The sequence below is a fragment of the Paenibacillus sinopodophylli genome, assembly GCF_005930355.1.
GTDB lineage: Bacteria > Bacillota > Bacilli > Paenibacillales > Paenibacillaceae > Pristimantibacillus > Pristimantibacillus sinopodophylli.
Genome location: NZ_VDBO01000001.1, coordinates 1,298,074 through 1,320,834, shown reverse-complemented (window position 1 = coordinate 1,320,834; position 22,761 = coordinate 1,298,074). Strand labels below are relative to the sequence as shown.

Genomic DNA, 22,761 nt, shown 5'->3' with positions numbered 1-22,761 from the left:
GTCCGGCTTTGTATTTTTAATACGTGGTATTCGCATAATACAGATTGCTTTGATGAGATGATTCTTTTAGAATGAAATAGAGAAAGCGCTTACCTTACTTTTGTGATGTGAGGATTCAAAAAGGTTTGCCATATAAACGGAATTTCTAGAAGAGGAGAGATGGATATGAAAAAGAGCTGGTACCGCCGCATGCTGCTTTCGTATTTTCCAATTTTTATGGTTACGATAATGATTTTGACCGTGCTGGCCTTCTTGATGGTAAATGAAATTTCACATAATGAAACGGTTAAAGCTGACCAAATCTCAACGGGTTACATGATAGATACGTTATCTCGATCCTTGAATGGGGTTGAGTCGGATGTACTGGATGAAATCGAGAAGAACGATCAATTCCGAAAACTGTTGGAGGAAGGACAAACTTCGAATAGCCTTGATGTGGTTTATGAGGTAGTTGACAGTATGCGGGATTTGATAGCCAACGACAGCTTGATTCAGTCCATGTATGTGTACCGGATAGAGGACAAGCAGGTATTTACACAAATCGGTCTTGTCCCATGGAAGGATTTTGCTGACAAAGCATTTATTGAGCAAGCACTTGAACATACCGGCTACCAAGGCTGGTCCGCGATCCGCAATTATCACGAACTCAGTTTGGAGAAAGACAAAAGAGTTATATCTATGTACAAACGAGGGCCGCTTCCTTTCGGTACAGAGGGACTAATAGTCATTAATGTCGATATGTATGCCATTGAACGTATGATTCAATCAATGAAGGATGATTCGGTTTCGTTTTTGCATATTCGCGACAAGGCAGGGCAGTTGCTATTCTCAACTACGACCGGGAACGAGAATGAAGGTAAGATTCTCAATACTGTTGAGATGAATATGCTCGGATGGACCTTCGAGAGCGGTATTGAAGCGGGGCAGCTGTTCATGTGGGTGTCTGTCATTTCATACGTTTGGGTTGTCATCGGTGTACTGACGGTATTATTTGCTATCGGTTATATTTTGTATATCACACGTAAAAACTATAAACCGATCCGATTGATGATGAATCGTATTGAATCCATTCAGCTTCGCAATGAAGGCAATGGGGGGCTGAAGCTGGATGAACTCTCACTTATTGACCACACATTAGAAAACTTAATTCAGCAAGCCTCAGATTTCGAAAAAGAGCAGCATGATCATATGCTCGCTGGCAGAAGACAGCTTTTTTATGATCTGATTCAAGGGGAGGGAGCAGCAAACGCTGAAGAGAGGCTTATGAAGCTGAAGATGCTGCCAGAAGGTAAAAAGCTGGAGCAATTTGCCTTCATCGTCGTTGAAATCGGCCAATACGGTCATTTCAGCACGGGTTTCTCTGTAAGGGATCAGCATACGCTGAAATTTGCAGTATCCAATGTACTGCAGGAGCTAGCTCTAGATGAGGGAATGTTTGCTTGGGCTGAATGGATAGGCGAGAGCCGTATGGGCATTATGATTGGGACGGATATGGAGAAGCAGCTGGCAAAGGAGCGTATAAGACATTTTGCAGAAAAAGGCGGAGTATGGGTACAAGCTAATTTGAGAATGGCCTTAACCTTTGGTATTGGTCCAATTGTCGAGGGCTTGGTTCCAATTAGTACTTCATACAAGGTTGCAATGGATGCGATGCTTCATAAATTGTCGCTCAATAAAGAAGCCATTGTGATGAGCGATGATATGCCAGGCCATGCTGGCAACAAATCCTACAAATATTTGCAGCTTGCAGCTGACTTAGTTAGAGAGTTCCGATTGTCGACAGGCAATTGGCGGGAGCAGCTCGAGCAGCTGTTTGAGTCGTTAGAGGCCGATTGTTTGAAGGATGAGGATATTAGAATGCTCTTGCAGACCATGATGGACATGCTCGGAAGCGAGCTTGGCCATATATCAGAGGTTTTGCATGAGTATTTTACAGGAGAGAAAGCGGAGAATTGGAAACATACGATGGAAAACACGTCATCATTAGCTGAATTGCACAGTTTGATTCTCGCTAATTTAACGGAGCTCTATCATCATTACGTTGCGTTCTGCGAAACCAAAAATCATCATGCGATGGTTAGTGAGATGCGCACATATATCGAACAGCATTTTGCAAATCCAGATTTATCGTTGAAGCATTTGAGCGATCGATTTCATATTTCGGGCAAGTATGCGAGCTATTTGTTCAAAGAAGAGTTCGATATGAAATTCGTTGATTTCATTGTCAAACTTAGAATGGAGCATGCGGAGGTTCTGCTTTCTGAAACGGAGGATTCGGTGCAAAGTATTGCGCTTCAGGTTGGTTACGCGAATTCGATTACGTTCGGACGTGTATTTAAGAAAGTTAGCGGTGTAACGCCTGGAGACTATCGCAGATTGAAGCTGAAGCCGGGAAAACCCAGTCACAGCACGGGTTTATGAAAAATGTTTAGCTTACGAGTAAAGTTGAATGTTCCAAAATATGTATATTTAGTGCAGGGTTTATCGATCAGAAACTAGTTTATTGCAGCAATATCGAATGCCGTGGCATACTTTGGTCATTCGATACGAGCTGCACAAACGACAATGTAAGCGCTACCCGAAGAATGGTGAAGCTCGGGTCGAATACTACTCGATACGAAGAAGGGGTTGGAACGATGACTGCAAACACGACAAAAAAACGGTTCATTGCTTCGAAAACATCAATGCTTGCTTTATTGGTAGTAAGTACTATGGTATTTACGGCTTGTTCATCCAAATCAGAGACTTCTACAAACGGCGGTGACAATGGTAAACCGGCAGATGGCAAACAGGTTACGCTTAAAGTAGAAATTTTTGATCGGGGTAACGCACCTGCTGGTTCTACAATTACAGATAACTACTTATCGAAATTCGTGCAAGAGAAATTCGGTAACAACAATAATGTGAAAGTCGAATATGTACCGGTACCGCGTTCTGAGGAAGTAGCGAAGCTGAATGTATTGATGGCTAGCGGTAGTGACGTTCCAGATATCGTTTTTACTTACGATCCTAATACCTTTAATCGTTACGCCAAACAAGGCGGACTTACTGACCTTGGTCCACTGCTTGAAGAGCATGGAAAAACGTTGAAAACATTTTTAGGTGATGAAGTACTTGAGTACGGTAAGTTTGAAGGTACACAATTCGCGATTCCAGCTAAACGTTCTATTACAGGAAAATATGCTTCCTTTATTCGTCAGGATTGGTTGACTAAGCTTAACTTGCCAGTTCCACAAACGACAGATGAGCTTTATACAACGTTGAAAGCATTCAAAGAAAAAGATCCTGGTCAAACAGGTGGACAAGTGATTCCACTTGGTATGACGATCGCATCTGCGCAATATGAGCCATTGCTATGGTCATTCATTCAGTCGATGACAGAAGAGCAGCAATATACGCTTACGCAACAGCTTGGATCGAATGATTATCCAGTGCTGCTGCCAGGCTTCAAAGATGGACTTCAATTCATGAATAAGCTTTACAATGAAGGCCTAATCAGCAAAGACTTTGGATTGGATAAAGACAAAAAGAAAATGAGCGAAGATATCCAAACGGGTAAAGTCGGTTTCTTCAGTGAAGATGACATTAACATCTACTATAAAGACGGAACGTATGATTTGCTGGAAAAAACAGTAGAAGGTGCTGTGCTATCGGCAGTCGATGTTTACACGAATGACCAAGGCAAGCATGCTAAGCCGCAATATGCACCAAATGGTCTTTACATTATGGTTCCGAAATCAAGCAAGAATGCAGTAGAAGCGGTTAAGTATCTCGATTGGATGGCTTCTGATGACAATTTGTTTAATCTTCAAAACGGTATTGTAGATGAAAACTACACGTTAGTGGACGGTATTCCAGTGACAAACGAGAACCCGACTGAAGAAGCTAAAAACCGTTTATTCAATTCCGGTGACTTGGCGATTATTTCTAACGGCAAACAGCTTGGCAGCCTTGAGGACAACCTGAAAGCAAGAGTTCTATCTATGCCTGCACAATTCCATGAGCAGCTTGCGATTGCACAAGAGATCGCATATGCGGATAATATCCCTCTTGTTGTGCTGGACAGACCCATTGAAGCACAAACCAAATATGCAACAACTTTGCTCGATAAGTTCAATGAGATTATTGTAAAAACAACAATGTCGAAGCCGGATCAATTCGAAAGCACGTACACAGCGATGCTTAAAGATTACATGGCAAGCGGCGGTCAAGCGATCTTAGATGAAAGAACTGCAGCTTACAAAGAAATGAAATCGAAGTAAAGCGAACAAGTTGGAACATGTGCAGGAATCGGCTTAGGCTGCATTCCTGCACAGGCTCCTAATAGATAGAGGAGGCGACCGCTGTGAGCATGGGTGTTTATTTCCGCAGATATTGGCAGCTGTATGCGCTGCTTGTATTGCCGTTGTCCTATTTTCTTATTTTCAAATATGGACCAATCTACGGTATACAAATTGCATTTAAGGATTTCAATTTATTTCAGGGTATTAATGGCAGTGAATGGATAGGGTTTGACGCGTTTAAAGAAGTATTCGGCATGCGTGATTTCTATATAACGCTGCGCAATACGCTAATGTTGAATTTCCTTGATTTGCTCGTATCATTTCCTGCTCCTCTTATACTGGCAATCATGCTTTATGAATTGAAAACGGCTTGGTTCAAAAAATTGTCTCAAACGATTCTTTATATTCCACATTTTATTTCTTGGGTTATTATTGGCGGGATCGTCTACCAAGTATTTGGTACACAGTCCGGTATGATTAACAATTTGTTGACTTCAGTCGGTTTAGAGGCTATTCCTTTTCTAACAGATAAAAACGATTGGCTTGTAACCTATTTGCTTGTTGGTGTTTGGCAAAGCGCCGGCTGGGGAACCATCATTTATTTGGCCGCCCTCACAGGTATTAATAAGGAGCTGTTCGAAGCAGCAGGTATTGATGGTGCGGGAAGGCTGAAACGAATTTGGCATATTACGCTGCCAGGTCTCAAACCAACCATTATTGTCTTACTCATAATAAATCTCGGTCATATGATATCGATTGGCTTTGAACGGCCGTATGTCATCGGGAACTTGGCAGTTCGGGAGTATTCGGATGTGTTAAGTACGTTTGTCTATCGAATTGGAATACAATCCGGGCAGTACACGCTCGCAACGGTAATTGGATTATTCCAAGCTGTCGTAGGCCTCGTGTTCGTACTCGGTTCCAATTATGTTTCTAAGAAATTAACGGATGAAAGCATCCTGTAATCTTTCGCAATATGCCATCTACACTTGCATGCGACTATTTGAAAGGAGCGGACTTTATGAAAGAACAAACCGCTAACCGTGTATTCGATACAATAAATTTTATCGTGTTACTCTTGTGCACGCTGCTATGTCTGGCTCCATTTCTTCATATATTGGCAATCTCGTTAAGTTCAGTCAAACCAATTCAGGCGGGTCTGGTAAGCTTAATTCCAATTGATTTGAATTTTGAAGCCTATTCGAAAGTTTTTATGGACCCCGCGATGATTCGCTCTCTTTTCTTTACGATCCTGCTAACTGTGATTTTTACCGTCATGTGTATGGTTTTGACAATCGCGATGGGATATCCACTGGCGAAAAAGAAACTAAGAGGACGTAAACTTTTTATGTTTGTCGTTGTTATTACGATGTTTTTCAGCGGCGGTATCATCCCAGAATATATTTTGATCAAAAATTTAGGATTGCTTGACTCGATGTGGGCGCTCATATTGCCGGGACTTATTAATCCATTTTATCTGATTATTCTGATTTCTTTCTTCAATAACATTCCCGAGAGCTTGGAAGAATCGGCCGAAATTGATGGCAGCAGCCATTTCCGGACTTTAATTAGCATTATGATCCCATTGTCACTGCCTGTCATTACGACTCTCAGCTTATTCTATGCGGTTGGCCGCTGGAATGGGTTTACGGATACTCTGATGTATATCAACAGTCCGTCGCTTTATCCGCTGCAGCTCAAGCTGTACCAGCTCATTCAGAACAATATGGTCAGTGAGCTCATTCAGATGGAGGGGTCGCAAATGGCTACTGTCGTACCTGAAAGCTTGAAAGCCGCAAGCGTTATATTCGCAACAGTACCTATTCTTATCGTATATCCGTGGCTGCAGCGTTACTTTGTAAGCGGAGTTATGTTAGGCGCGGTTAAAGGTTAGCTTTATGTTGAAATGAGAATGAGAAGCAAGGGAAGGACTGAAGCGGATGTACGGAAAGCTGATAAACATAAATGACAGCTGGGTAAAGGAAGGGACAGATCGGCAGGTCTTGGATTCCTCGAACCGCTATTACGGCGGTGTTGCCGATGTAGAGAATGGGATTGCTTGGCCTAGCCATGGCGGGACACCGATGGTGATGGCACTCTGGATCACTGCTTTAATTAACAAGGAATCTATCTATTATCATGATGAAGAGCTGGCACATAAGCTGGAGCTTAGCACGGAATTCATGCTGCGCATGCAGCATGCAGACGGGACGATATCCCCTGGCTGGACGAATATGCATTCACCTCCAGATACCGCTTTTGTAGTAGTAGGCTTAGCTCAGGCTTATGAATTACTTAGATCAGACGAATGGGGACCGTTGCGGAAAGCAGCGGACAATACGCAGCTCTTTCTAGAGCGGACGATACCAGCATTGTTGACTGGCGGATGTCATACTCCTAATCATCGCTGGGTACTGACTGCGGCACTTGCTTTTATGTTCAAACTGACAGGTCGTTCAGAGCTAAAAGCGAGAGCAGAGCAATGGCTAGCTGAAGGAATGGACGCTACGGAGGATGGAGAGTGGACCGAACGCAGCAACGGTATCTATAATAGCGTCAGCGATATTATGCTGTTCCATGCAGCGGAGCTGCTTGATAAGCCGGAGCTGCTAGAGCCCGTTCGCCGCAATCTGAAAATGATGACCTATTTGATTCATCCGAATGGAGAAGTTGTCACCGATTATTCAGGGCGGCAGGATTTCGGCCATAGCATTACGATGGATGGTTATTTCCTTATCAGCAGACTAATGGCGGTTAAGGATCAGGATCCGGTTTTCGAGGCGATTGCTGAGCTTGCAAGTCAGACGCTCAACCATCCGGGCTGGCTGCCTAACAACGCTTTAATAAGCTATATGCTGCGGCCTGAATTGCGTGAACAACCGATTTCCCCTGCCAAGCTGCCGACTAGCTACCAGGTTATGATCAATCAAGATTTTGAGCGCGAGCGGTATTTGAGTCAGATGGACGAAGCTGGTCATCACGGCATCATTTATCATAGCCGACTGCACCCTGATTTCGGGGCACCGGTTGCTCGTGAACGAGCAGGGCAAACAAGCTTGACGGTTATGGCCGAATCGAACTCAATGTTTGCACTAAGGCACGGAGAAGCAAGCCTGCTCGCTGTTCAAGTCGCGACCTCCTTCGAACCGGGATATGTCAAAATGAATGAGCTGCATAAGCTGGAAAACGGTTACAAGTTGTCGGGCGTCGAATCCAAAGGGTATTACGGACCGGTAAAAGAGCAAGATCTGCCCAAATCAGCTGGAGATGCGATAAGCCCTTGGTATTTGCTCCCGCACCATTTGAGAGAATCGACTCATTTGCAATCCAACCGGATTGAGGCGGAGCTCAGGAGAAGCGAGCATGGCTGGCAGCTTGAGCTTACTTGTGCAGAGCCGGATAGCCTGATGACACAGGTTGTGTTCGTCTTTGGCGGTGGAGGACAATTAGCTGGCGATGGAGTCGTTGCTGTAGAGGACGCATTCTTCTGGAAACAAGGGAAGGCCGTGTACACGGCAGGGGATGACTGGATAGAAATTGATGGCGGAGCTCATGAGCATCTTGTCAAATCGCTGAGAAATACAGCCATACCGGCAGGCTGCCAAACGTTAATCGTTAATCTGATGACACCTTTTCATAAAACCTTTGATATTAAGCTCTCGGGAGCCAATGAGTCAGACGATTCGTCGCTCGGCCTTGCGGTCACCGAAAAAGGGGAGCTGGCGAAATGAGCGTATACTTTGAAGAGCGGGAAGGTGGCCGGTATTGGTACGGGGACGATGACAAACGAATGCTAGAGGTGCTGGCAGGCCGTTATGTTGGGGCGAACCCTGCTGTGCCGCATGCGCTGCGTACGTTCTCCAAATCGAGTTTTATGCAAACGGATGAAGGACTATATGTCATGAATTTGTCTGAAAAGCTTCCGAACGCGGCAAATGGCCAATACTCCTATGTGTATGGGCTTGTGTGGAGTGACGATGATCGTTCAATTGATGGTGTTATAGAGCCGTTCGGACCGATAAAGCTGCTTTTAAATGAGGAGCTGCTTTATCAATCGACTGTTGTGGATGAGCTGAAGCTTGATGCATGGGCAGTCGTTCCACTGTCATTTCGTAAAGGGTGGAATCGTATTGTCATTGAAGCACGCTATACAGTTGCCGGGTTTGGTTGTCGATTTGGCGCTGACGAGGCGAAGGTACGTGTTCTACAAGTGCTGTCGCCGTTTGTAGAACGCTCTGGTAGTGCAGGGTGGGTTTATTCTGAGCCAGTGAATGAATCGTTAATGAGCGAATATGGCAGCGTCAATTTTATAGGAGAATCCGAAGAAGCAAGCCCGCTCACTTGGTATCCACGTACGAAATGGTCGGATGAGGAGCGAGCGCGTCCGAACTGCGAGCGCTTATTCGGACGTCCATCCAGCCCTTCTGCCGCATTTGGCTGGTCAAAGCTTTCGCTGCCTGCTAGTGCAGCGGAGATTGTCCTCGAAGGGGTTGCTTATGGTGCTACGAAAGTATGGCTTGGCGGCCAGTTAGTCGCAACACTAGCTGAGGCTGGAAAATTCCGAGTTGTAAGTAAAGCCCCAGCAGGCAACAGTGAATTGCTTGTGCATACGGTAAGCGGACTAAGTGGCTGGGGGTTTGAGCTGCGTGTGCTAACAGATGGAAGTGTTGTGGAGCTAGAATCTCCAGCAGCTGTTCATGGCTATGATGGAAAATGGTTATTTGCAGGACCGCTTGATCCGGAAGAACGATTTGATCCGGCATCTGTATGCTCGACAGCCGCTCTATTTCGAACAAACGTGAACATAGAGCATTCAACTTGCTTCACCTATTGGACGGTAGATGCTCCGCATACGCGCGTACGACCATACTATGAGAATGCTATGCTAAGCAACAAATGGACGACAGGCAGTGCAACGAATTATGGCCGCTGGGATTATCCGCTCGGTGTTACGATGTATGGGCTATTAAAAACGGCAAGCGAGCTTGAGCGACAGGATTTGCTCGATTATGCTCTAGGACATATCCGCAGCTGTACGAATATGTATGATTATTCGATGTGGGACAAAGAAGAGTACGGGTTTCCTTCTCTCAATCATCAGCTCGTATTAATCCGCATGCTTGATAATTGTGGTTCTTTCGGCTCAGCCATGCTGGAAGCGTACTCGTATACACAGGATCAAACTTTTTTGCGCATCGCCGATCGAATCGCCGAGTTTATGCTCCAAAAGCTGGAACGGAAAGAGGACGGCGCTTTCTACCGGCAATGTGAAGGCGATTATTCTGCCAATACGATGTGGGCAGATGATTTGTATATGAGCGCGCCTTTCCTAATCCGCTACGCACAGGCAACAGGAGATCAGCGACCTCTTAATGAGGCGGCTCAGCAATTCTTATTGTTCAAAAACTATTTGTTTATGAAAGACGAAGCATTAATGTCCCATGTGTTTGACTTCAAATATGGAAAAGCGACGCTAGTGCCTTGGGGACGCGGAAATGGCTGGTGCTTATTTTCATTATCCGAGCTGTTAGAGAAGCTCCCGCTGGATCATAGCGATAGGCCGCTGCTAGAATCGTTTTTTGCTGAGATGTGTGCTGGCGTTGCTGCTCTGCAGTGTGAGTCAGGTCTTTGGAGGCAGGTGCTGAATCAGAATGAAGCCTACGAGGAAGCATCCTGCACGGCAATGTTTGCGTACGCAATAGCCCGCGGTGTTCGTTTCGGCTGGTTGAAGCAGACGGAGTATTATACAAACGTAGCAATGCTGGCATGGCGGGGATTAACGAGCAAAGCCATTGATAAGAAAGGCAACGTATTCGGTGTGTGCAGCGGCTCGCGATACTCCTTCTCTCCCGATTATTACATGTATGATCTGAGAACGGTCCTTAATGATAATCATGGCATTGGCATTATGATGCTGGCAGGAGTCGAGATTGGCCGTTTGAAATCACATATACGGATATGAAGATTTAAGCTGATTAAGAAAAGATTGCCATTTCATAACCGCTCTGAGCATAATAGAATATAAGCTAATTTTGCGAGCGAGGAATGAGAATGAAAGCGACCATTTATGATGTAGCTAGAGAAGCTGGTGTTTCAATCGCAACCGTATCGAAGGTCATCAATGCCAAAGGCAAAATAAGTGCGGAGCGGCGCAATCAAATTTTTGCCATTATGCAGCGGCTGCAATATCAGCCTAGTGCAATTGCAACTGCGCTGACCAGCAAGCAAACATACACGCTAGGGCTTCTAATTCCCGATATAGCCAATCCATTTTTCGCTGAAGTTGCACGAGCAGTAGAGGATCGCGGTCATCAATTCGGCTATAGCGTGATCATTTGCAGCACGGATAATAAGGATGAGCGTGTCGAGAGATATATGAACGTGCTGAAGCAGAAACGTGTGGACGGCATTATTATCGGAACTGGATTTGATAATCAAACGATGCTGGAGGATATGAGCTCAAGCCTTCCTATCGTCGTTATTGGACGCGAGGTTTCTTCCTTGCAAGTTGCTACGGTAGTCGCGGACGACTATATGGGCGGGTGCCTTGCAGCTGAGCATCTGCTGACACTTGGACATAAACAGATTGCAGTGTTGACCGAGAGTCTGCTTATTAGCAGCAGCCGGGAACGACTTCGCGGCTTCAGAGAGACACTCGGCAGAGCAGGACTTACTCTCCTCGAATCGAATATAGTCTCTTGCCGGAATGGGCTTGAAGACGGGAAAGCACGAATGATAGAGCTGTTTAGAGGCGAGGAGCGGCCTTCAGCGCTATTTTGTTTCAATGATTTGTTAGCGGTTGGTGCGCTGCAGGCCGCGAAGGAATCCAGTATTGAGGTTCCCTCAGCGCTTTCAATTGTTAGCTTCGACAATACGTTATTAGCTTCGGTCACAAGCCCGTCGCTTACTTCTATTGCACAGCCAATGGATCAATTGGGTGAGTCTGCCGTTGATTTGCTTCTAGGACAGATTACACATGGACATGATGCCAAGCAGCGAATATTGCTGCGTACAGAACTTATTGTGCGACAGTCTACGGCTGCTGTACAATCGACTTCGACATTGTAGGATCATGCCGAGATATGTTAGAATAAGGATTAAATGATGGTTAAGACAAGGCTATTCGAAGCTCCTTCGCATCGATCTGAGCGATCAGGCATATGCGAAGGAGCTTTTTTGTTCCACACCATGAGGCAAAGAAGGGAAGCGATGTAATGACGATAGAGCTAGGAGCAGGCTGGTCTCAGCAGTTGAACAATGAGCTTGATGCCCCTTATATGCGCGAGCTTCTGGGGAAGCTTGACGGACTTTATGAGAGCACAACGATCTACCCGGATAAATCTGATATATTTAATGCACTTGATTATACATCCTATGAACAAACGAAAGTGGTTATTTTAGGACAAGATCCGTACCATGGGCCGCAGCAAGCACACGGACTTAGCTTCTCCGTCCAGCCGGGCATGAAGGTGCCGCCCTCGCTCAAAAACATCTATAAAGAGTTGGAGTCGGATATAGGCGTTCCAGCGCCAGACCATGGTAGCCTTGAAGCATGGGCGCGGCAAGGCGTCCTGCTGCTGAATACGGTGCTTACTGTGGAAGCCGGCAAACCGAATACCCATCAGGGAATGGGGTGGGAGCTGTTTACCGATGCCATCATTGCCGCTCTGAATAAGAGAGAGCATCCAGTCGTCTTTATGCTATGGGGAAAGAATGCTGAAGCCAAAGCAAGTGCCATCCATACGGACAAGCATTTGATTATTTCTTCTCCACACCCAAGTCCATTTGCGGCACGCAAAGGTTTTTTCGGAAGCAGGCCATTTTCGAGGGCAAATGCCTTTCTCACTCAAGTTGGGAGCAAGCCTGTCAATTGGTCAATACCTATGCTAGCTGATCTCGTCAGCCAATAAAGAAAAGGCTTCTCTATATCTTTGAACGAAAAGGTTCGAAGATGAAGAGAAGCCTCTTTAATTGGTTTATTGCGCGATTATACCAGTGCTGTCCGAGCCAGCAGATCCAGGGCTGGAAACGGCAGCATCAGCCAGTACCGGTTTAAGCTTTGCATCCACATATGTCGAAATGGATACTTCTGTTATGACTTGAGGATACATGCTTTCAGGATCGGGAAGGATCGTCTCGAGATGGATAACGGCCTGATCACCTTCGAATCCGATGGAAGAAATTCGAAGGCCATACCCTGGATGCGGCATTTGAGCAGTGATCGTTACTTTGTTGATATCTGCATTCACTGCGGAAACCGTAAGCTTCGTTTCGAAATTAGGCTGTTCAGGCTGGTTAGGGATAGGCGCGTTGTCCTTTGTGAATTGGATAGCGTCATAGAGCCAACCAGCCGCTTCGCTGCGCGTGATGGCTTTCTTTGGATAGAACTTATTGGTTTTGTCCAATGTTACGACCTTACTAATAATTAGCTTCTGAATGCTGTCCATATAATCTTTGTTGACGTCAGCTTCATCCGCAAGCAGCATGAAGATCTCGATGAAAGCATAATCGCCTTTTTTCAGGATTGCTTTGAATAGATGATGTGCAAATTGCTCACGACTCATGACGTCATTGGCTTTAATTGTTTTTGGAATCTCCAGGCCGTTCAGGCTAGCGATAATGAAGGCATCTGAGTACCAAGCATCATTTTTGAGATTTGTGAAATAGTCACTTGTTTCAGGTGCTCTGATGAAACGGATGTTGTCGATGTTCAGGTCCAAGCCTTTGACAATCAAGGAAACACCTTGTGCGTAAGTAAGGTTACCCTTTGGATTGAAGTTATCCTGTTTGTCTCCGCTAATGATGCCCAATTTTTTAAGCTCCGCGATCTTTTGCTCGTTTGAATCAGACTTTACGTCCTTGAATGCCCAAACGCTTTGTCCCAGTGTGAATAACATCATTGCAACTAGTGTTACGATTAATAGAGAACGTTTTTTCATGTGGTCACCTCATCTTGTTATTTGCTATAGCTAATTATTCGACGGTAAGAGGGAGGGAATTGTTGCACTTGTTGTAAAAAAGAATAATAAATTTAAGCTTAATAAGCAAGAATGAAAGCTATTGATTATGCACTTTAACGAGATGCGTTACAATCATATCCGGACATTGTCTAGCTCATGCTTGAACTTCTGAATGCAATGCTCATACAGCAAAGACATTTGTTTTTTGTAAGTTTTGATCCAGCCCACAACCATCTTGCGCTGGGGGAAAGGCGCTATCTCGACCAGAGAGAGTCCCTCCGCCAAGTATTCATGCTGGCCCTTAAAGGAAAAGTCGTGGCCGATCGTAATCGCAAAATCTTCATGCAGCGATGTTCGGATCGCTTCCGCGTTATTCGTCGTAAATAAGATCGGCAGTTCACCGTATTCCAATGTCAAATCCGCTACAAAGTCCTCGACAAATTTATCGTGATACAAGACCAAATTGTAATTGCACAGATCCTTGGGATGAATCGTTTTGTTTTTCGCGGCCCTCGAATTTCGGTTTGCGCATACAACCAGCTTGCCTTGAACGATTGGATCGAACATTACCCCTGCGGCTTGCTCCACTTCATCCTCATACATGGCGACAAGGCCAAGCCCGATCCTGCCGGCACGAATGTCTTTCACAATAGCGGTCGAGACGTTTTCTTCAATGTTAATTCGCAATAACGGATACTCTTTTTTGAGCGCGGCAAGCATTTTGACCATGATGGGCATCAGACCAGGAAACGTTGCGATATCCAACTCACTGTTACCTATATGCTGCTCATGTTCGGCAAGTTTCTCCATCTCGTCGATTGCTTGAAGCGCTTTCAACGCTTTAGCAATTACTTTTTTTCCTTCTGGCGTCGCTGCTGCTCCAGCCTTGGAACGTTTAAAGATGATTAAGCCAAGCTCCTTCTCCAGTCTTGACACCGATTGGGATAATGCCGATTGCGTAACGTGCAACTCGTTGGATGCAAGGGACATAGATCCCGTGTGAGCTATCTTTACGATGTGTTTCAACTGCTCAATATTCATTCTTACAACTCCATCCATTAGTTAAGCTAATATATATATTATAAACAATAATTATTACTTAACAATAAAGAGGAGTATACTTTTTGTAAGAATACATACAAAAAGGAGATGTACGCGATATGAAAGCGGCTGTATATTACGCAGCGAAGGACGTTAGACTCGAACAACTCGAAATTCCTGACGCTGCTGAAGGCAAAGTTAGGGTTAAAGTTCAATATGCAGGAATTTGCGGCAGTGATCTGCATGCTTACCATCACGGCATTGGTGTTCAAACCGGAGAGCCTCATGCTGTTTCTGGAAAGATGGCTCCGTTGACGTTAGGACATGAGTTCTCAGGCATAATCGACGAAATCGGAACTGGCGTCAAAGGATTCGAACTCGGTGATCGAGTAACGATTGAGCCCCTTATTTATTGCGGAGTATGTGCTAGCTGCCGGTCAGGGAACTATAACCAATGCGATCATGTTGGTTTTGTAGGTCTTAACGATAATGGCGGATTCGCTGAATATGTGGTCGTTGAGCCTTATATGATCCATAAACTTCCTGAGCAAGTTTCCTTTGAAGAAGGAGCTTTAGTGGAACCTTCCGCTGTAGCTTTGCATGCGGTTCGTCAAAGCAAATTAAAGGTCGGCAATCAGGTCGCAGTATTCGGAGCAGGCCCGATCGGATTGTTGACGATACTGGCGGCAAAATCTGCAGGCGCAGCTAACATTTTTGCGATAGACGTATCGGAGGAAAGGCTTGAGCTGGCTAAAAGTCTTGGCGCAATCGTCATTAACAGCGCAAAGGAGGATGCAGTTTCCACTATTCTGGGAGCATCAGGCGGCGTAGATGTCGCATATGAAGCGGCCGGCGTTCAGCCTACTTTGAGCAGTGCCATTTCCGTCCTGCGCAAAGGCGGGGAAGTTATGGTCATTGCCGCATTCGCTGAACCGCCTAAAGTGGATTTGTTCCAGCTAATGATCAAGGAAGCAAATTTGACGTCGATTCTTGCTTATCGTCATATTTTCCCGGAAGTGTTGTCGCTTATAGCGGCAGGCAAGCTGGATGTTAAACAAGTCATCACCAAAAAAATTATGCTGGACAATATCGTCGAGAACGGTCTCGAACTGCTCATTAAAGATAAGAGCCAGGCGAAAATCCTGGTTCAGATCGGCTAGAAACATACTAATGCACCCCGTGCTCTATATGAGCTAGGGGTGTATTTGATGTGTGTTAGGAGATACGAAAAGCCCCGCAACCCTTATGAGATAAAGGATTGCGGGGGCTTTTAATCGTATGATCTGAACAGGGTTCGAACCTGTGCCCTACCCTTTCAAGACTCTCGGACGGTAATCAGGATTGTTGTTAAAGTGTCGAAACCCTTGTTATTATTGAGTTTTTGCGAGTTCCTTTGTTGCTGGATATTGTTTGAATCTGGTGCCGATTTTCAACTTTCGGCACCAGAATCGGCACCAGATTTATTTCCTTAAAGAACTCTTAATATTTATCATTGTCCATTATTCCGATGAATAAAACATAACCGAAGAGGAGGCATAGAGTTGTATAAATCAAAGGAAGATTTTCCACTAGCGCTGGAGCCTACTCATATTCAAGAGATATTACGGATAGGGAGACGAGGTACATACGAACTTTTAAACAATCCTCTTTTTCATGTAAATCGCATTGGTAAGAATAGAATGATTAGACTTCCTAGAGATGTCTTCTTTAGCTGGCTTGAAGGCTACTCTAAATAATTTTGAGCAGGGGGAAGAACAATTTATGAAGTGAACAGGAGAGTTTCCATGTCAAAGAAGCGAGAAGTTACAGTTACATTTATTCCTGTTGAAGGAGATGTTCTTGAAACAATAATTGACGCGATCGCCCCTAATATTCAAAGAGTATTAGACAAACACGGGGCCACAATAAAATGTGGAGTGCGCAATATGCTTAGAAAACATGCCAAACCACATCCTAGTGATGATTAGAGACCGACATTAAAATAATGACGGTGTCCTGCTTGCGTAGAAGTAGCTGCTCTAAACTGATATACACGATAGGATATATATTTTCTGAAGCAGGTACAATTTGCTATCAATGCCTCTTCTAGCGTTGCTTCCATCGTTGCTCTTGCCATTACCTTAAAACCAAGCAACAGCCTACGCTGCTCGTTACAGCTGGCGTTGCTCTCGTTGTCGCTCACATCGTTTGTAGTGCCTCCTGTGCTCGATACTTCCGACATAAATGAACATCAGTTTGAAAAACAGCAGCCTCCTCTTAAATCCGCTATGACGCACCTTTATAAACCTAATAGGTTCACCCCTGCAACAGATTTAACACCCAATGAACATTACTCCAGACGTATTTAGGAATACATACAGCCTTGCTAGGCGCGAGCAGCAGCTGTTACCTTATTGTTACTCGAGTCATGCAGATACATCTATTCATGATGCAAGCGCATGTTAGTATACTTGCTGATCTACTTAGAAGGAATTAGCGCTCAGCCCCTCGAATTAAATTTCTTTGTTGAATGGAGCTTATTCGATTTGTTTAGTCCATGTAATTATTACATAACTAAGAATATTATATTTACTATTAAAAATGATTACATATTTTCCGATAAGACTTTAGTGGAAATAATAATTTAAAAAGGGGATATTAGATATGAAAAGAAAATTTAGTTTTATATTTGGATTTTTAATTATTTTGATGGCATTTACGTATTCAACTGTATTTGCAGAGGTTAATCCAGGACTCGTAAATGGAGCATCATTGAAATTGGGTTCCGCATATCAAGTCCCAACGACTACATCATCTACAAGTTTACTAACAGATAAAGATTTGAATACGTTTTATGAAATCGGGACTCATAGCTCCACATCAGCTATTGATACTGTTTTTTATACATTTTCTTCGGGGAAATCTATTGGCTCTATTTCCTTTAAATCAGATGTACCTATAGAAATAACACTATACAATGAATCCAAAGCTCAAATAGCAACTAGTTTTCTAACAAATCCTAATAATCTTGGGAATGAAGTAAACGTTGTTAATTTTAATACAACCATTAATAATGTATTTGGATTTGCAATCATCAATACAGGTCCAGTTGCTGGTAAAATATATGAAGTTGATATTTATTCCACTAGAGATTCTGTAGCACCATCAATTCCAGTTGATCTAAATGCAGTTGTTGAAACGGAAACTGATAGTGTCACTGTTTCTTGGCAACCATCAATTGGAACTGATTTGGTGGGCTATAACTTCTATGTAAATGGAATAAAAAAGAATTCATCATTAATTCCAGTAAATCATTTTGTTTTGAATGATTTTATCTATGGGAATGAATATGTTTATCAAGTAACTTCAGTGGATCTTAATGGTAATGAATCTTTAAAAAGTGCCCCATTATCATTCACTCCTCTATTAAATAATTACGCAATTTTAACAATAACATTAACAAATGGATTAGAAAAAGAATATGATATTTCAATGACTGAAGTTAATAAGTTTATAAATTGGTATGATTCCAAAGATGCAGGTGTTGGCCTAGCAAAGTATGCCTTCGTAAAAACTTGGAATAAAGGACCTTTCAAATCTCGAACGGAATATGTGATTTTTGATAAAATACTAACTTTTGAAGTCAGTGAATATGAAGTAAATTAGTGCTTTTTAAAGAGTCACTCTCATTGAGTGGCTTTTTTCTTTTCTCCAAAAACGGCATAAACGGTGGAGAGAGCAAGTGCGAACGCATGTTCTGTGTTTTGTTTGCGAAAATAGGCTCGAAGCTGTTTTACTCCAAAATATGGATACGATATAATGACCTTGTTCTTCCTTTTTACTAACTAACTAAGTGCGTATATCTATAAAAGATATTGATCTAAGTAATCTACTGTAGCAGTCCGGCAGATTCTGAACCATAACGGGAAGACATTTGATGTTGGAGCTAAGACGGTTTCAGGTGTACGTTCTATTGGGATAGACAAGACAACTGCATCCGTATTGGACAAGTTACGCAGGAGAATGATTAGAGAGAAGATGGGGCACAGGGATATTTACGAGGACTTAGATCTTGTTATTTCTACTCAGCTTGGTACGTCGCTCTCACCGCGTAATCTTAATCGATCATTCTACCGATTAATTGAACAAGCGGAAGTCCTGAAAATTAGATTTCACGATATGCGCCATATCCATGTAGTATTGTTGTTGAAGATGAGAGAGAATAATAAAAGAATAGCAGAGCGGCTTGGATGGTCAAGCGTTAAGATGCTTAATCGTTACGCACATGTGACACCACATATGCAGAGGGAGACAGCGGATGCTTTTGGAGAGATGTTTTACAACAAGAAAGCAACCGTTTGATTACTAAAAAACGATCTGCACCAAATTCATAAAAGACAGTTAGAGAACGGACTTAACAAAAACGAAAAAACCCGCAATCCCTTATGGTACATAGGATTACGGGTTTTCATTCGTATGATCTGAACAGGGTTCGAACCTGTGACCCCTACCCTGTCAAGATAGATAGGTGTTCGGTGTTATACCGTATTTAGCAGTAATAGCGGCAGTTAAGGGTGTTCGCACGAACGTTTGTTCTGTATGTTTCAGAACCTTTAAAAATCTATTTTCGTATCAAAAATCGTATCATTTAGTACCATAGAATGCTTTACCGAATGTATCAGCAACATCTTCTTGAATATCGGGGCGAATATGCGCATAATTGTCGATCATTCTCGTGTCCGACCATCCAAGGCGTTCTGCAATTGCCTGTGGTGTTTCTCTATTTTTAATTAGGAATGTAACATGTGAATGTCTCATGTCATGAAATCGAATCTTCTTCAAATCTTCGCCAGTGTATCCCCATTTAGCTCGAGCTTCAACCAGCTTCTCATTGAGTGTTTCGACAATCCTATCAAACGTCCTATTAAGGTTACGGGGAGAAACTGGACTGCCGAAACGCGTGCATACTACAAGTCCGTTATCTTCGAAAACATCGGCATACTTCATACGTCCCTCGCGTTGCTTAATCCGGTGTTTATTTAAAGCGTTCATTGTTTCGGTATCGACTTTTATAGGCCTTTGTCCTGACAATGTCTTTGCTCCCACATCAAATCCTTTGCCATCATGGTTCAATATCTGCGTGATGCTGATAATACGGTTATCAAAGTCAACGTCTTTCCAACGAAGCCCCAGTATTTCCCCTTGTCTCATTCCTGTGGTAAGAGCAAGGACGAAAACAATCGCTAACGGATCTTCTGCAGCAGCTTCGAGGAATTGCTTTGATTCTTCCAATGACCACACCTGCATTTCTTTCTTACGCGCTTTAGGTCTTGGCACAATTGATGTGGGATTCTTCTGAATCATATCCCACGTAACTGCTTTTTTCATTGCTGCGTTTATGAGTGTATGGCATTTTTGGATATTCTCATCCGACAGTTCTCCATTTTCGAAGAGGCGATTGTACAAGTTCTGTATAAGTCTAGGAGTTAATTCGGAGAGTTTGAACTCACCTAAGAACGGCAAAATGTGATTGTTTATCAATGCTGTGTATGTTGTAAGGGTTTGAGGCTTTACTTGTAGTTTCTTGTCATTTAAAAAATCACGCATAAAGTCGTTGAAGGAAGTCTTTGAAGGCTCGAAGAATGTGTTTTTATTCAGGTCATTTTCCATTTCTGCCATAGCAGCTTTTGCTTCTTTTTGAGTTCTGAATCCTCTTCGCATCTTTTGTTTATACTCGCCGTTTTTGTCTTTGTAATTAATTTTAAAATCCCAATTTCCTGTTGCGTCATTCTTCATAACTGGCATTGTTACTCACCAGCCTTGTATTCAATTAGTTCGTTGATATCCTTAATATCAAGGGCGACCATAATCTTATTCAGTGTTTCTGGTGACCAGTTCTTAGCCCTGTTCTTCACCAAGTCGTCAACAGTGTTCCAACGAATGCCGATCTCTTCACTAAGTTGCTTGGTATTGTATTTCTTTTCAAACATGATCCTATCCAGCTTTAGCCTTAACATGTTTTATCACCTCAAAATGATAATACAACGAATATCGTTTTAAATCAACAATATAAGTTATAGATAAACTAAATATGTTGACAATCAACGAAAATAGTTGTATAATAAGAATATAAGGAGGTGAGAACAAGATGGCCAAAAAGAAAAAGAAACAGCAAGTAGATAATCGAGTGGCAGTAATCATCACGCTAGTGAGTGCAATCATTAGCCTGATAAACTCGACAATCGCCCTCATCATCACACTCAGCCACTAAGCAGAACCCGAAAGCCTTGGCTCCGAAAGGAGCCTTGGTCTAGGGGATGGTGAAATATAAGGGTGCTGTTTCTTTCTCTGAAATTATATCACAAAGGGGATGGATATATGAAGACGTCCAAACTGTTGACGGCTGCAGTTATTATCAGCATCGCCGCTTTGGTCATTAGTATGGTGGCTCTTACAATCACATTAGTTAAATAAACGCCTGAAGAGTCTGCTGCGGAAGCGGACGAAACCATTTCGAGTTAACCCTCGGAGTGGTCGCGGATCTCCGCTACGAGTTAGCCGTGCATGGCTGGCCTTTACATATATTGTTCTTTGAAATATTTAATAAACATAGATTTATGATTAAGGGAGAGTGTGTTTGCGTGAAAAGTAATTTTGAGAGAATTATCAATAATTTACAGACAACTTTTGCTGAAGACGAAACGATGCAAGAACAGTTAGAACGCATTGATATGAAAAGCCAATTTCGTTCGCCAGAGATGCTTCACGAAAGTTGGAATGACCTAGCTCGATTTATTAAGACTATTCCAATGGATGCGCTAGTAAAATTACTAATTGTTTTTTCGGATTCCATTATTTTTAGTGAAGGAGAAAAGGCGGAAATCTAAACATCTCTTTATAAACATAATAATAATATAAACAATCTAATATCATCCGAAAAAACGAATGATGAAGACAAAGCATTTGCGAAGGAATGGTTAGCAAATAGCTTGAGTGTAGTCTATAAAATTCAGGATAATGATTTCTGATTAACGAACTACTACTTTTTCCTAACTATGGTACATAAATGGTAATTATATGTTAAAAGCGCTATTTCTTGTCATGCAGTCGCCACCAATAGATAAGAGAGCAAACATGAGCAGCACCCGACACAACAAACATACCCATTCTGGCAGTAGGCCGGCTTTGAGCCGTAAGGCACCTAAAATCCACAAGGGTACAATAGCGGGCATGCTGCTCTTTTGCTTCCTAGCTCGACATTGATTACATCTTTGTCGGAGGTGATCGCGTTATCTCTTCACTGGGCGCACTCAGTTGGCATGAGAACGTATGTTAGGTGTTTTGCCTCGTAACTGAACGCCGAATATACAAAGTCTCTTAAAATGGCAATGCGAGCGTCTGGTGATGTCCGTTCTTTTTCGCTAAATCAACCAGCGTGGATTCAGCGACTACTCTAGCCAGCTCCGCAGGATCGGTTGGCTACCGAATACAGTTTGAGGGGGAACACCTTCATTCTGGTAACACAACTGCGGGGCATCATATGTCGGGTTTACTCATTGGATGAGGATAGACACGGAAAAGAGGGTTCAATCCCCTCCGCGTTTTAGCAACTCGGTAAGCGCACTGGTGGTTTGTTAACATCCGAGATAAGTATCCAGTGTAAAACGTTTTGGTATGCGACACGGTTCGAATCCGTGACCTGACAACTAATAAATTCACTATTCCCAAGGGAGCTTGACGGCTCTCTTTTTCGTTACGCTGATCCTGCAAGGCGGCATGGTTTTGTCATTCTCCAGCCGCAATGTTTGCATCCTCACTCCTTGCCACTGACTGCAGGTGTAAGGATCGGCTCGCAGCGGCTTATGACATGCCGCAGTAAATGTCGTTCTTCACCCCTTGAATAACGAACGTTTGTTCGCATATAATAAGAGCATCGAAAATGAGGATGGTGTTCTTATGGAGACAGGATCACGCAAAAAACTCGAAGGAAATGGATTGTGGGAAAGCAGTCGAATAATCCTACCTGAGCACAAAGCAGCTCTTAATAAATTGTTTGCCGATGATAAAAAGCGGAAGCGCATTGAGTTGGATGAGCAAGAATGGGCAATCATTTCGCAATTGGTTGAGGCATCGCTTAAAAGCCGGCAGGAGATTAAACTGCAGATGTTTCACGCTACAGAGAAGCTGGAGGTTATCGGCATCGTTGATCGCGTGGATCAGCTTAATGAGCGCTTTATGGTGGACGGCGAATGGTTCAAGATTCGTGATATTGAGGGTGCAAGCATTGAGCATTGATCGGCAAAAGCTGGTCGCTCACCTTGAAGGCAAGACTGAGGAGCTGCGGCTGAAGATTGAAGGGTTCGACGACTCAAAAGGGATCGACAGCGGCATGGTGCTTATGTGGCTTGCAAAGAAAATCGTCCTGACTCATCTGTTAGATGATTTGTATAAGGGTGAGTTTGATAAAGAAAAACCGCTTAGCGAACCTTGAATTCGCA

At 43.4% G+C, this 22,761-nt stretch carries 21 protein-coding genes; 17 read left to right on the top strand and 4 right to left on the bottom strand.

Annotation, left to right across the window (positions count from 1 at the left end):
* The first annotated feature begins 165 nt into the window (after positions 1-165).
* The 8 genes from FGT79_RS06050 (at position 166) to FGT79_RS06015 (ending at position 12,193) form a co-directional block, all read left to right on the top strand.
* On the top strand, positions 166-2,421 hold the full coding sequence (locus FGT79_RS06050; protein WP_138751837.1) for a helix-turn-helix transcriptional regulator: 2,256 nt from the start codon (positions 166-168) through the stop codon (positions 2,419-2,421).
* A gap of 215 nt (positions 2,422-2,636) precedes the next feature.
* On the top strand, positions 2,637-4,262 hold the full coding sequence (locus FGT79_RS06045) for an extracellular solute-binding protein (RefSeq protein WP_138751836.1): 1,626 nt from the start codon (positions 2,637-2,639) through the stop codon (positions 4,260-4,262).
* Between the two features lie 83 nt (positions 4,263-4,345).
* Positions 4,346-5,248, top strand: a complete 903-nt coding sequence (locus FGT79_RS06040; protein ID WP_138751835.1) for an ABC transporter permease — start codon at positions 4,346-4,348, stop codon at positions 5,246-5,248.
* A 56-nt stretch (positions 5,249-5,304) separates the two neighbouring features.
* Entirely contained in the window at positions 5,305-6,177 is an 873-nt protein-coding gene (locus FGT79_RS06035) for a carbohydrate ABC transporter permease (RefSeq protein WP_138751834.1), read from the top strand.
* A gap of 46 nt (positions 6,178-6,223) precedes the next feature.
* The gene (locus tag FGT79_RS06030; protein WP_138751833.1) at positions 6,224-8,014 is read left to right on the top strand and encodes a hypothetical protein; all 1,791 of its coding nucleotides are present in this window, start codon (positions 6,224-6,226) and stop codon (positions 8,012-8,014) included.
* Positions 8,011-10,245, top strand: coding sequence for a glycoside hydrolase family 88/105 protein (locus tag FGT79_RS06025; protein WP_138751832.1), 2,235 nt, complete (start codon positions 8,011-8,013; stop codon positions 10,243-10,245). The genes FGT79_RS06030 and FGT79_RS06025 overlap by 4 nt, the downstream gene beginning before the upstream one ends.
* An 89-nt stretch (positions 10,246-10,334) precedes the next feature.
* Positions 10,335-11,351: a LacI family DNA-binding transcriptional regulator gene (locus FGT79_RS06020; protein WP_138751831.1), complete on the top strand. Its 1,017-nt coding sequence runs from the start codon at positions 10,335-10,337 to the stop codon at positions 11,349-11,351.
* 146 nt (positions 11,352-11,497) lie between these two features.
* The gene (locus tag FGT79_RS06015; protein WP_138751830.1) at positions 11,498-12,193 is read left to right on the top strand and encodes a uracil-DNA glycosylase; all 696 of its coding nucleotides are present in this window, start codon (positions 11,498-11,500) and stop codon (positions 12,191-12,193) included.
* Between the two features lie 66 nt (positions 12,194-12,259).
* Here the strand turns inward: FGT79_RS06015 and FGT79_RS06010 are convergent, their stop codons facing one another.
* Both FGT79_RS06010 and FGT79_RS06005 read right to left on the bottom strand, forming a co-directional pair.
* Positions 12,260-13,222: an S-layer homology domain-containing protein gene (locus FGT79_RS06010; protein WP_138751829.1), complete on the bottom strand. Its 963-nt coding sequence runs from the start codon at positions 13,220-13,222 to the stop codon at positions 12,260-12,262.
* Between the two features lie 153 nt (positions 13,223-13,375).
* Complete coding sequence (locus FGT79_RS06005; RefSeq protein WP_171056095.1) at positions 13,376-14,284, bottom strand: LysR family transcriptional regulator; 909 nt, start codon at positions 14,282-14,284, stop codon at positions 13,376-13,378.
* Between the two features lie 119 nt (positions 14,285-14,403).
* Here FGT79_RS06005 and FGT79_RS06000 point away from each other — a divergent pair, with 119 nt between their 5' ends.
* The 5 genes from FGT79_RS06000 to FGT79_RS05975 all read left to right on the top strand — a co-directional run bounded on the left by FGT79_RS06000 (position 14,404) and on the right by FGT79_RS05975 (position 18,625).
* Positions 14,404-15,444, top strand: coding sequence for a 2,3-butanediol dehydrogenase (locus tag FGT79_RS06000; RefSeq protein ID WP_138751827.1), 1,041 nt, complete (start codon positions 14,404-14,406; stop codon positions 15,442-15,444).
* A gap of 381 nt (positions 15,445-15,825) precedes the next feature.
* Positions 15,826-16,020 carry a DNA-binding protein gene (locus FGT79_RS05995; RefSeq protein WP_246096168.1) on the top strand — a complete coding sequence of 65 codons (195 nt, stop codon included), beginning with the start codon at positions 15,826-15,828 and terminating at the stop codon, positions 16,018-16,020.
* 48 nt (positions 16,021-16,068) lie between these two features.
* A complete protein-coding gene (locus FGT79_RS05990) occupies positions 16,069-16,251 on the top strand; it encodes a hypothetical protein (protein WP_138751825.1) in 183 nt (60 codons plus the stop codon).
* Positions 16,252-16,927: 676 nt separating this feature from the next.
* Positions 16,928-17,929 (top strand): fibronectin type III domain-containing protein, encoded by a 1,002-nt coding sequence (locus FGT79_RS05980; protein ID WP_138751823.1) that lies wholly within the window; start codon positions 16,928-16,930, stop codon positions 17,927-17,929.
* A gap of 357 nt (positions 17,930-18,286) precedes the next feature.
* On the top strand, positions 18,287-18,625 hold the full coding sequence (locus FGT79_RS05975) for a tyrosine-type recombinase/integrase (RefSeq protein ID WP_138751822.1): 339 nt from the start codon (positions 18,287-18,289) through the stop codon (positions 18,623-18,625).
* A 282-nt stretch (positions 18,626-18,907) separates the two neighbouring features.
* On the opposite strand, the gene FGT79_RS05970 is transcribed toward FGT79_RS05975, so the two are convergent.
* Together FGT79_RS05970 and FGT79_RS05965 are read right to left on the bottom strand one after the other, a co-directional pair.
* Positions 18,908-20,068 (bottom strand): site-specific integrase, encoded by a 1,161-nt coding sequence (locus FGT79_RS05970; RefSeq protein WP_138751821.1) that lies wholly within the window; start codon positions 20,066-20,068, stop codon positions 18,908-18,910.
* A 2-nt stretch (positions 20,069-20,070) separates the two neighbouring features.
* Positions 20,071-20,280, bottom strand: coding sequence for a helix-turn-helix domain-containing protein (locus tag FGT79_RS05965; RefSeq protein ID WP_138751820.1), 210 nt, complete (start codon positions 20,278-20,280; stop codon positions 20,071-20,073).
* Positions 20,281-20,411: 131 nt separating this feature from the next.
* On the opposite strand from FGT79_RS05965, the gene FGT79_RS32215 reads away from it, so the two are divergent.
* The 4 genes from FGT79_RS32215 (at position 20,412) to FGT79_RS05950 (ending at position 22,754) form a co-directional block, all read left to right on the top strand.
* Positions 20,412-20,534, top strand: a complete 123-nt coding sequence (locus FGT79_RS32215) for a hypothetical protein (protein WP_281285900.1) — start codon at positions 20,412-20,414, stop codon at positions 20,532-20,534.
* A gap of 370 nt (positions 20,535-20,904) precedes the next feature.
* Positions 20,905-21,150: a hypothetical protein gene (locus FGT79_RS05960; RefSeq protein ID WP_138751819.1), complete on the top strand. Its 246-nt coding sequence runs from the start codon at positions 20,905-20,907 to the stop codon at positions 21,148-21,150.
* A 1,069-nt stretch (positions 21,151-22,219) separates the two neighbouring features.
* The gene (locus tag FGT79_RS05955) at positions 22,220-22,558 is read left to right on the top strand and encodes a YolD-like family protein (protein WP_138751818.1); all 339 of its coding nucleotides are present in this window, start codon (positions 22,220-22,222) and stop codon (positions 22,556-22,558) included.
* Positions 22,548-22,754, top strand: coding sequence for a hypothetical protein (locus FGT79_RS05950; protein WP_138751817.1), 207 nt, complete (start codon positions 22,548-22,550; stop codon positions 22,752-22,754). Before FGT79_RS05955 ends, FGT79_RS05950 begins: the two co-directional genes overlap by 11 nt.
* Positions 22,755-22,761 lie beyond the last annotated feature (7 nt).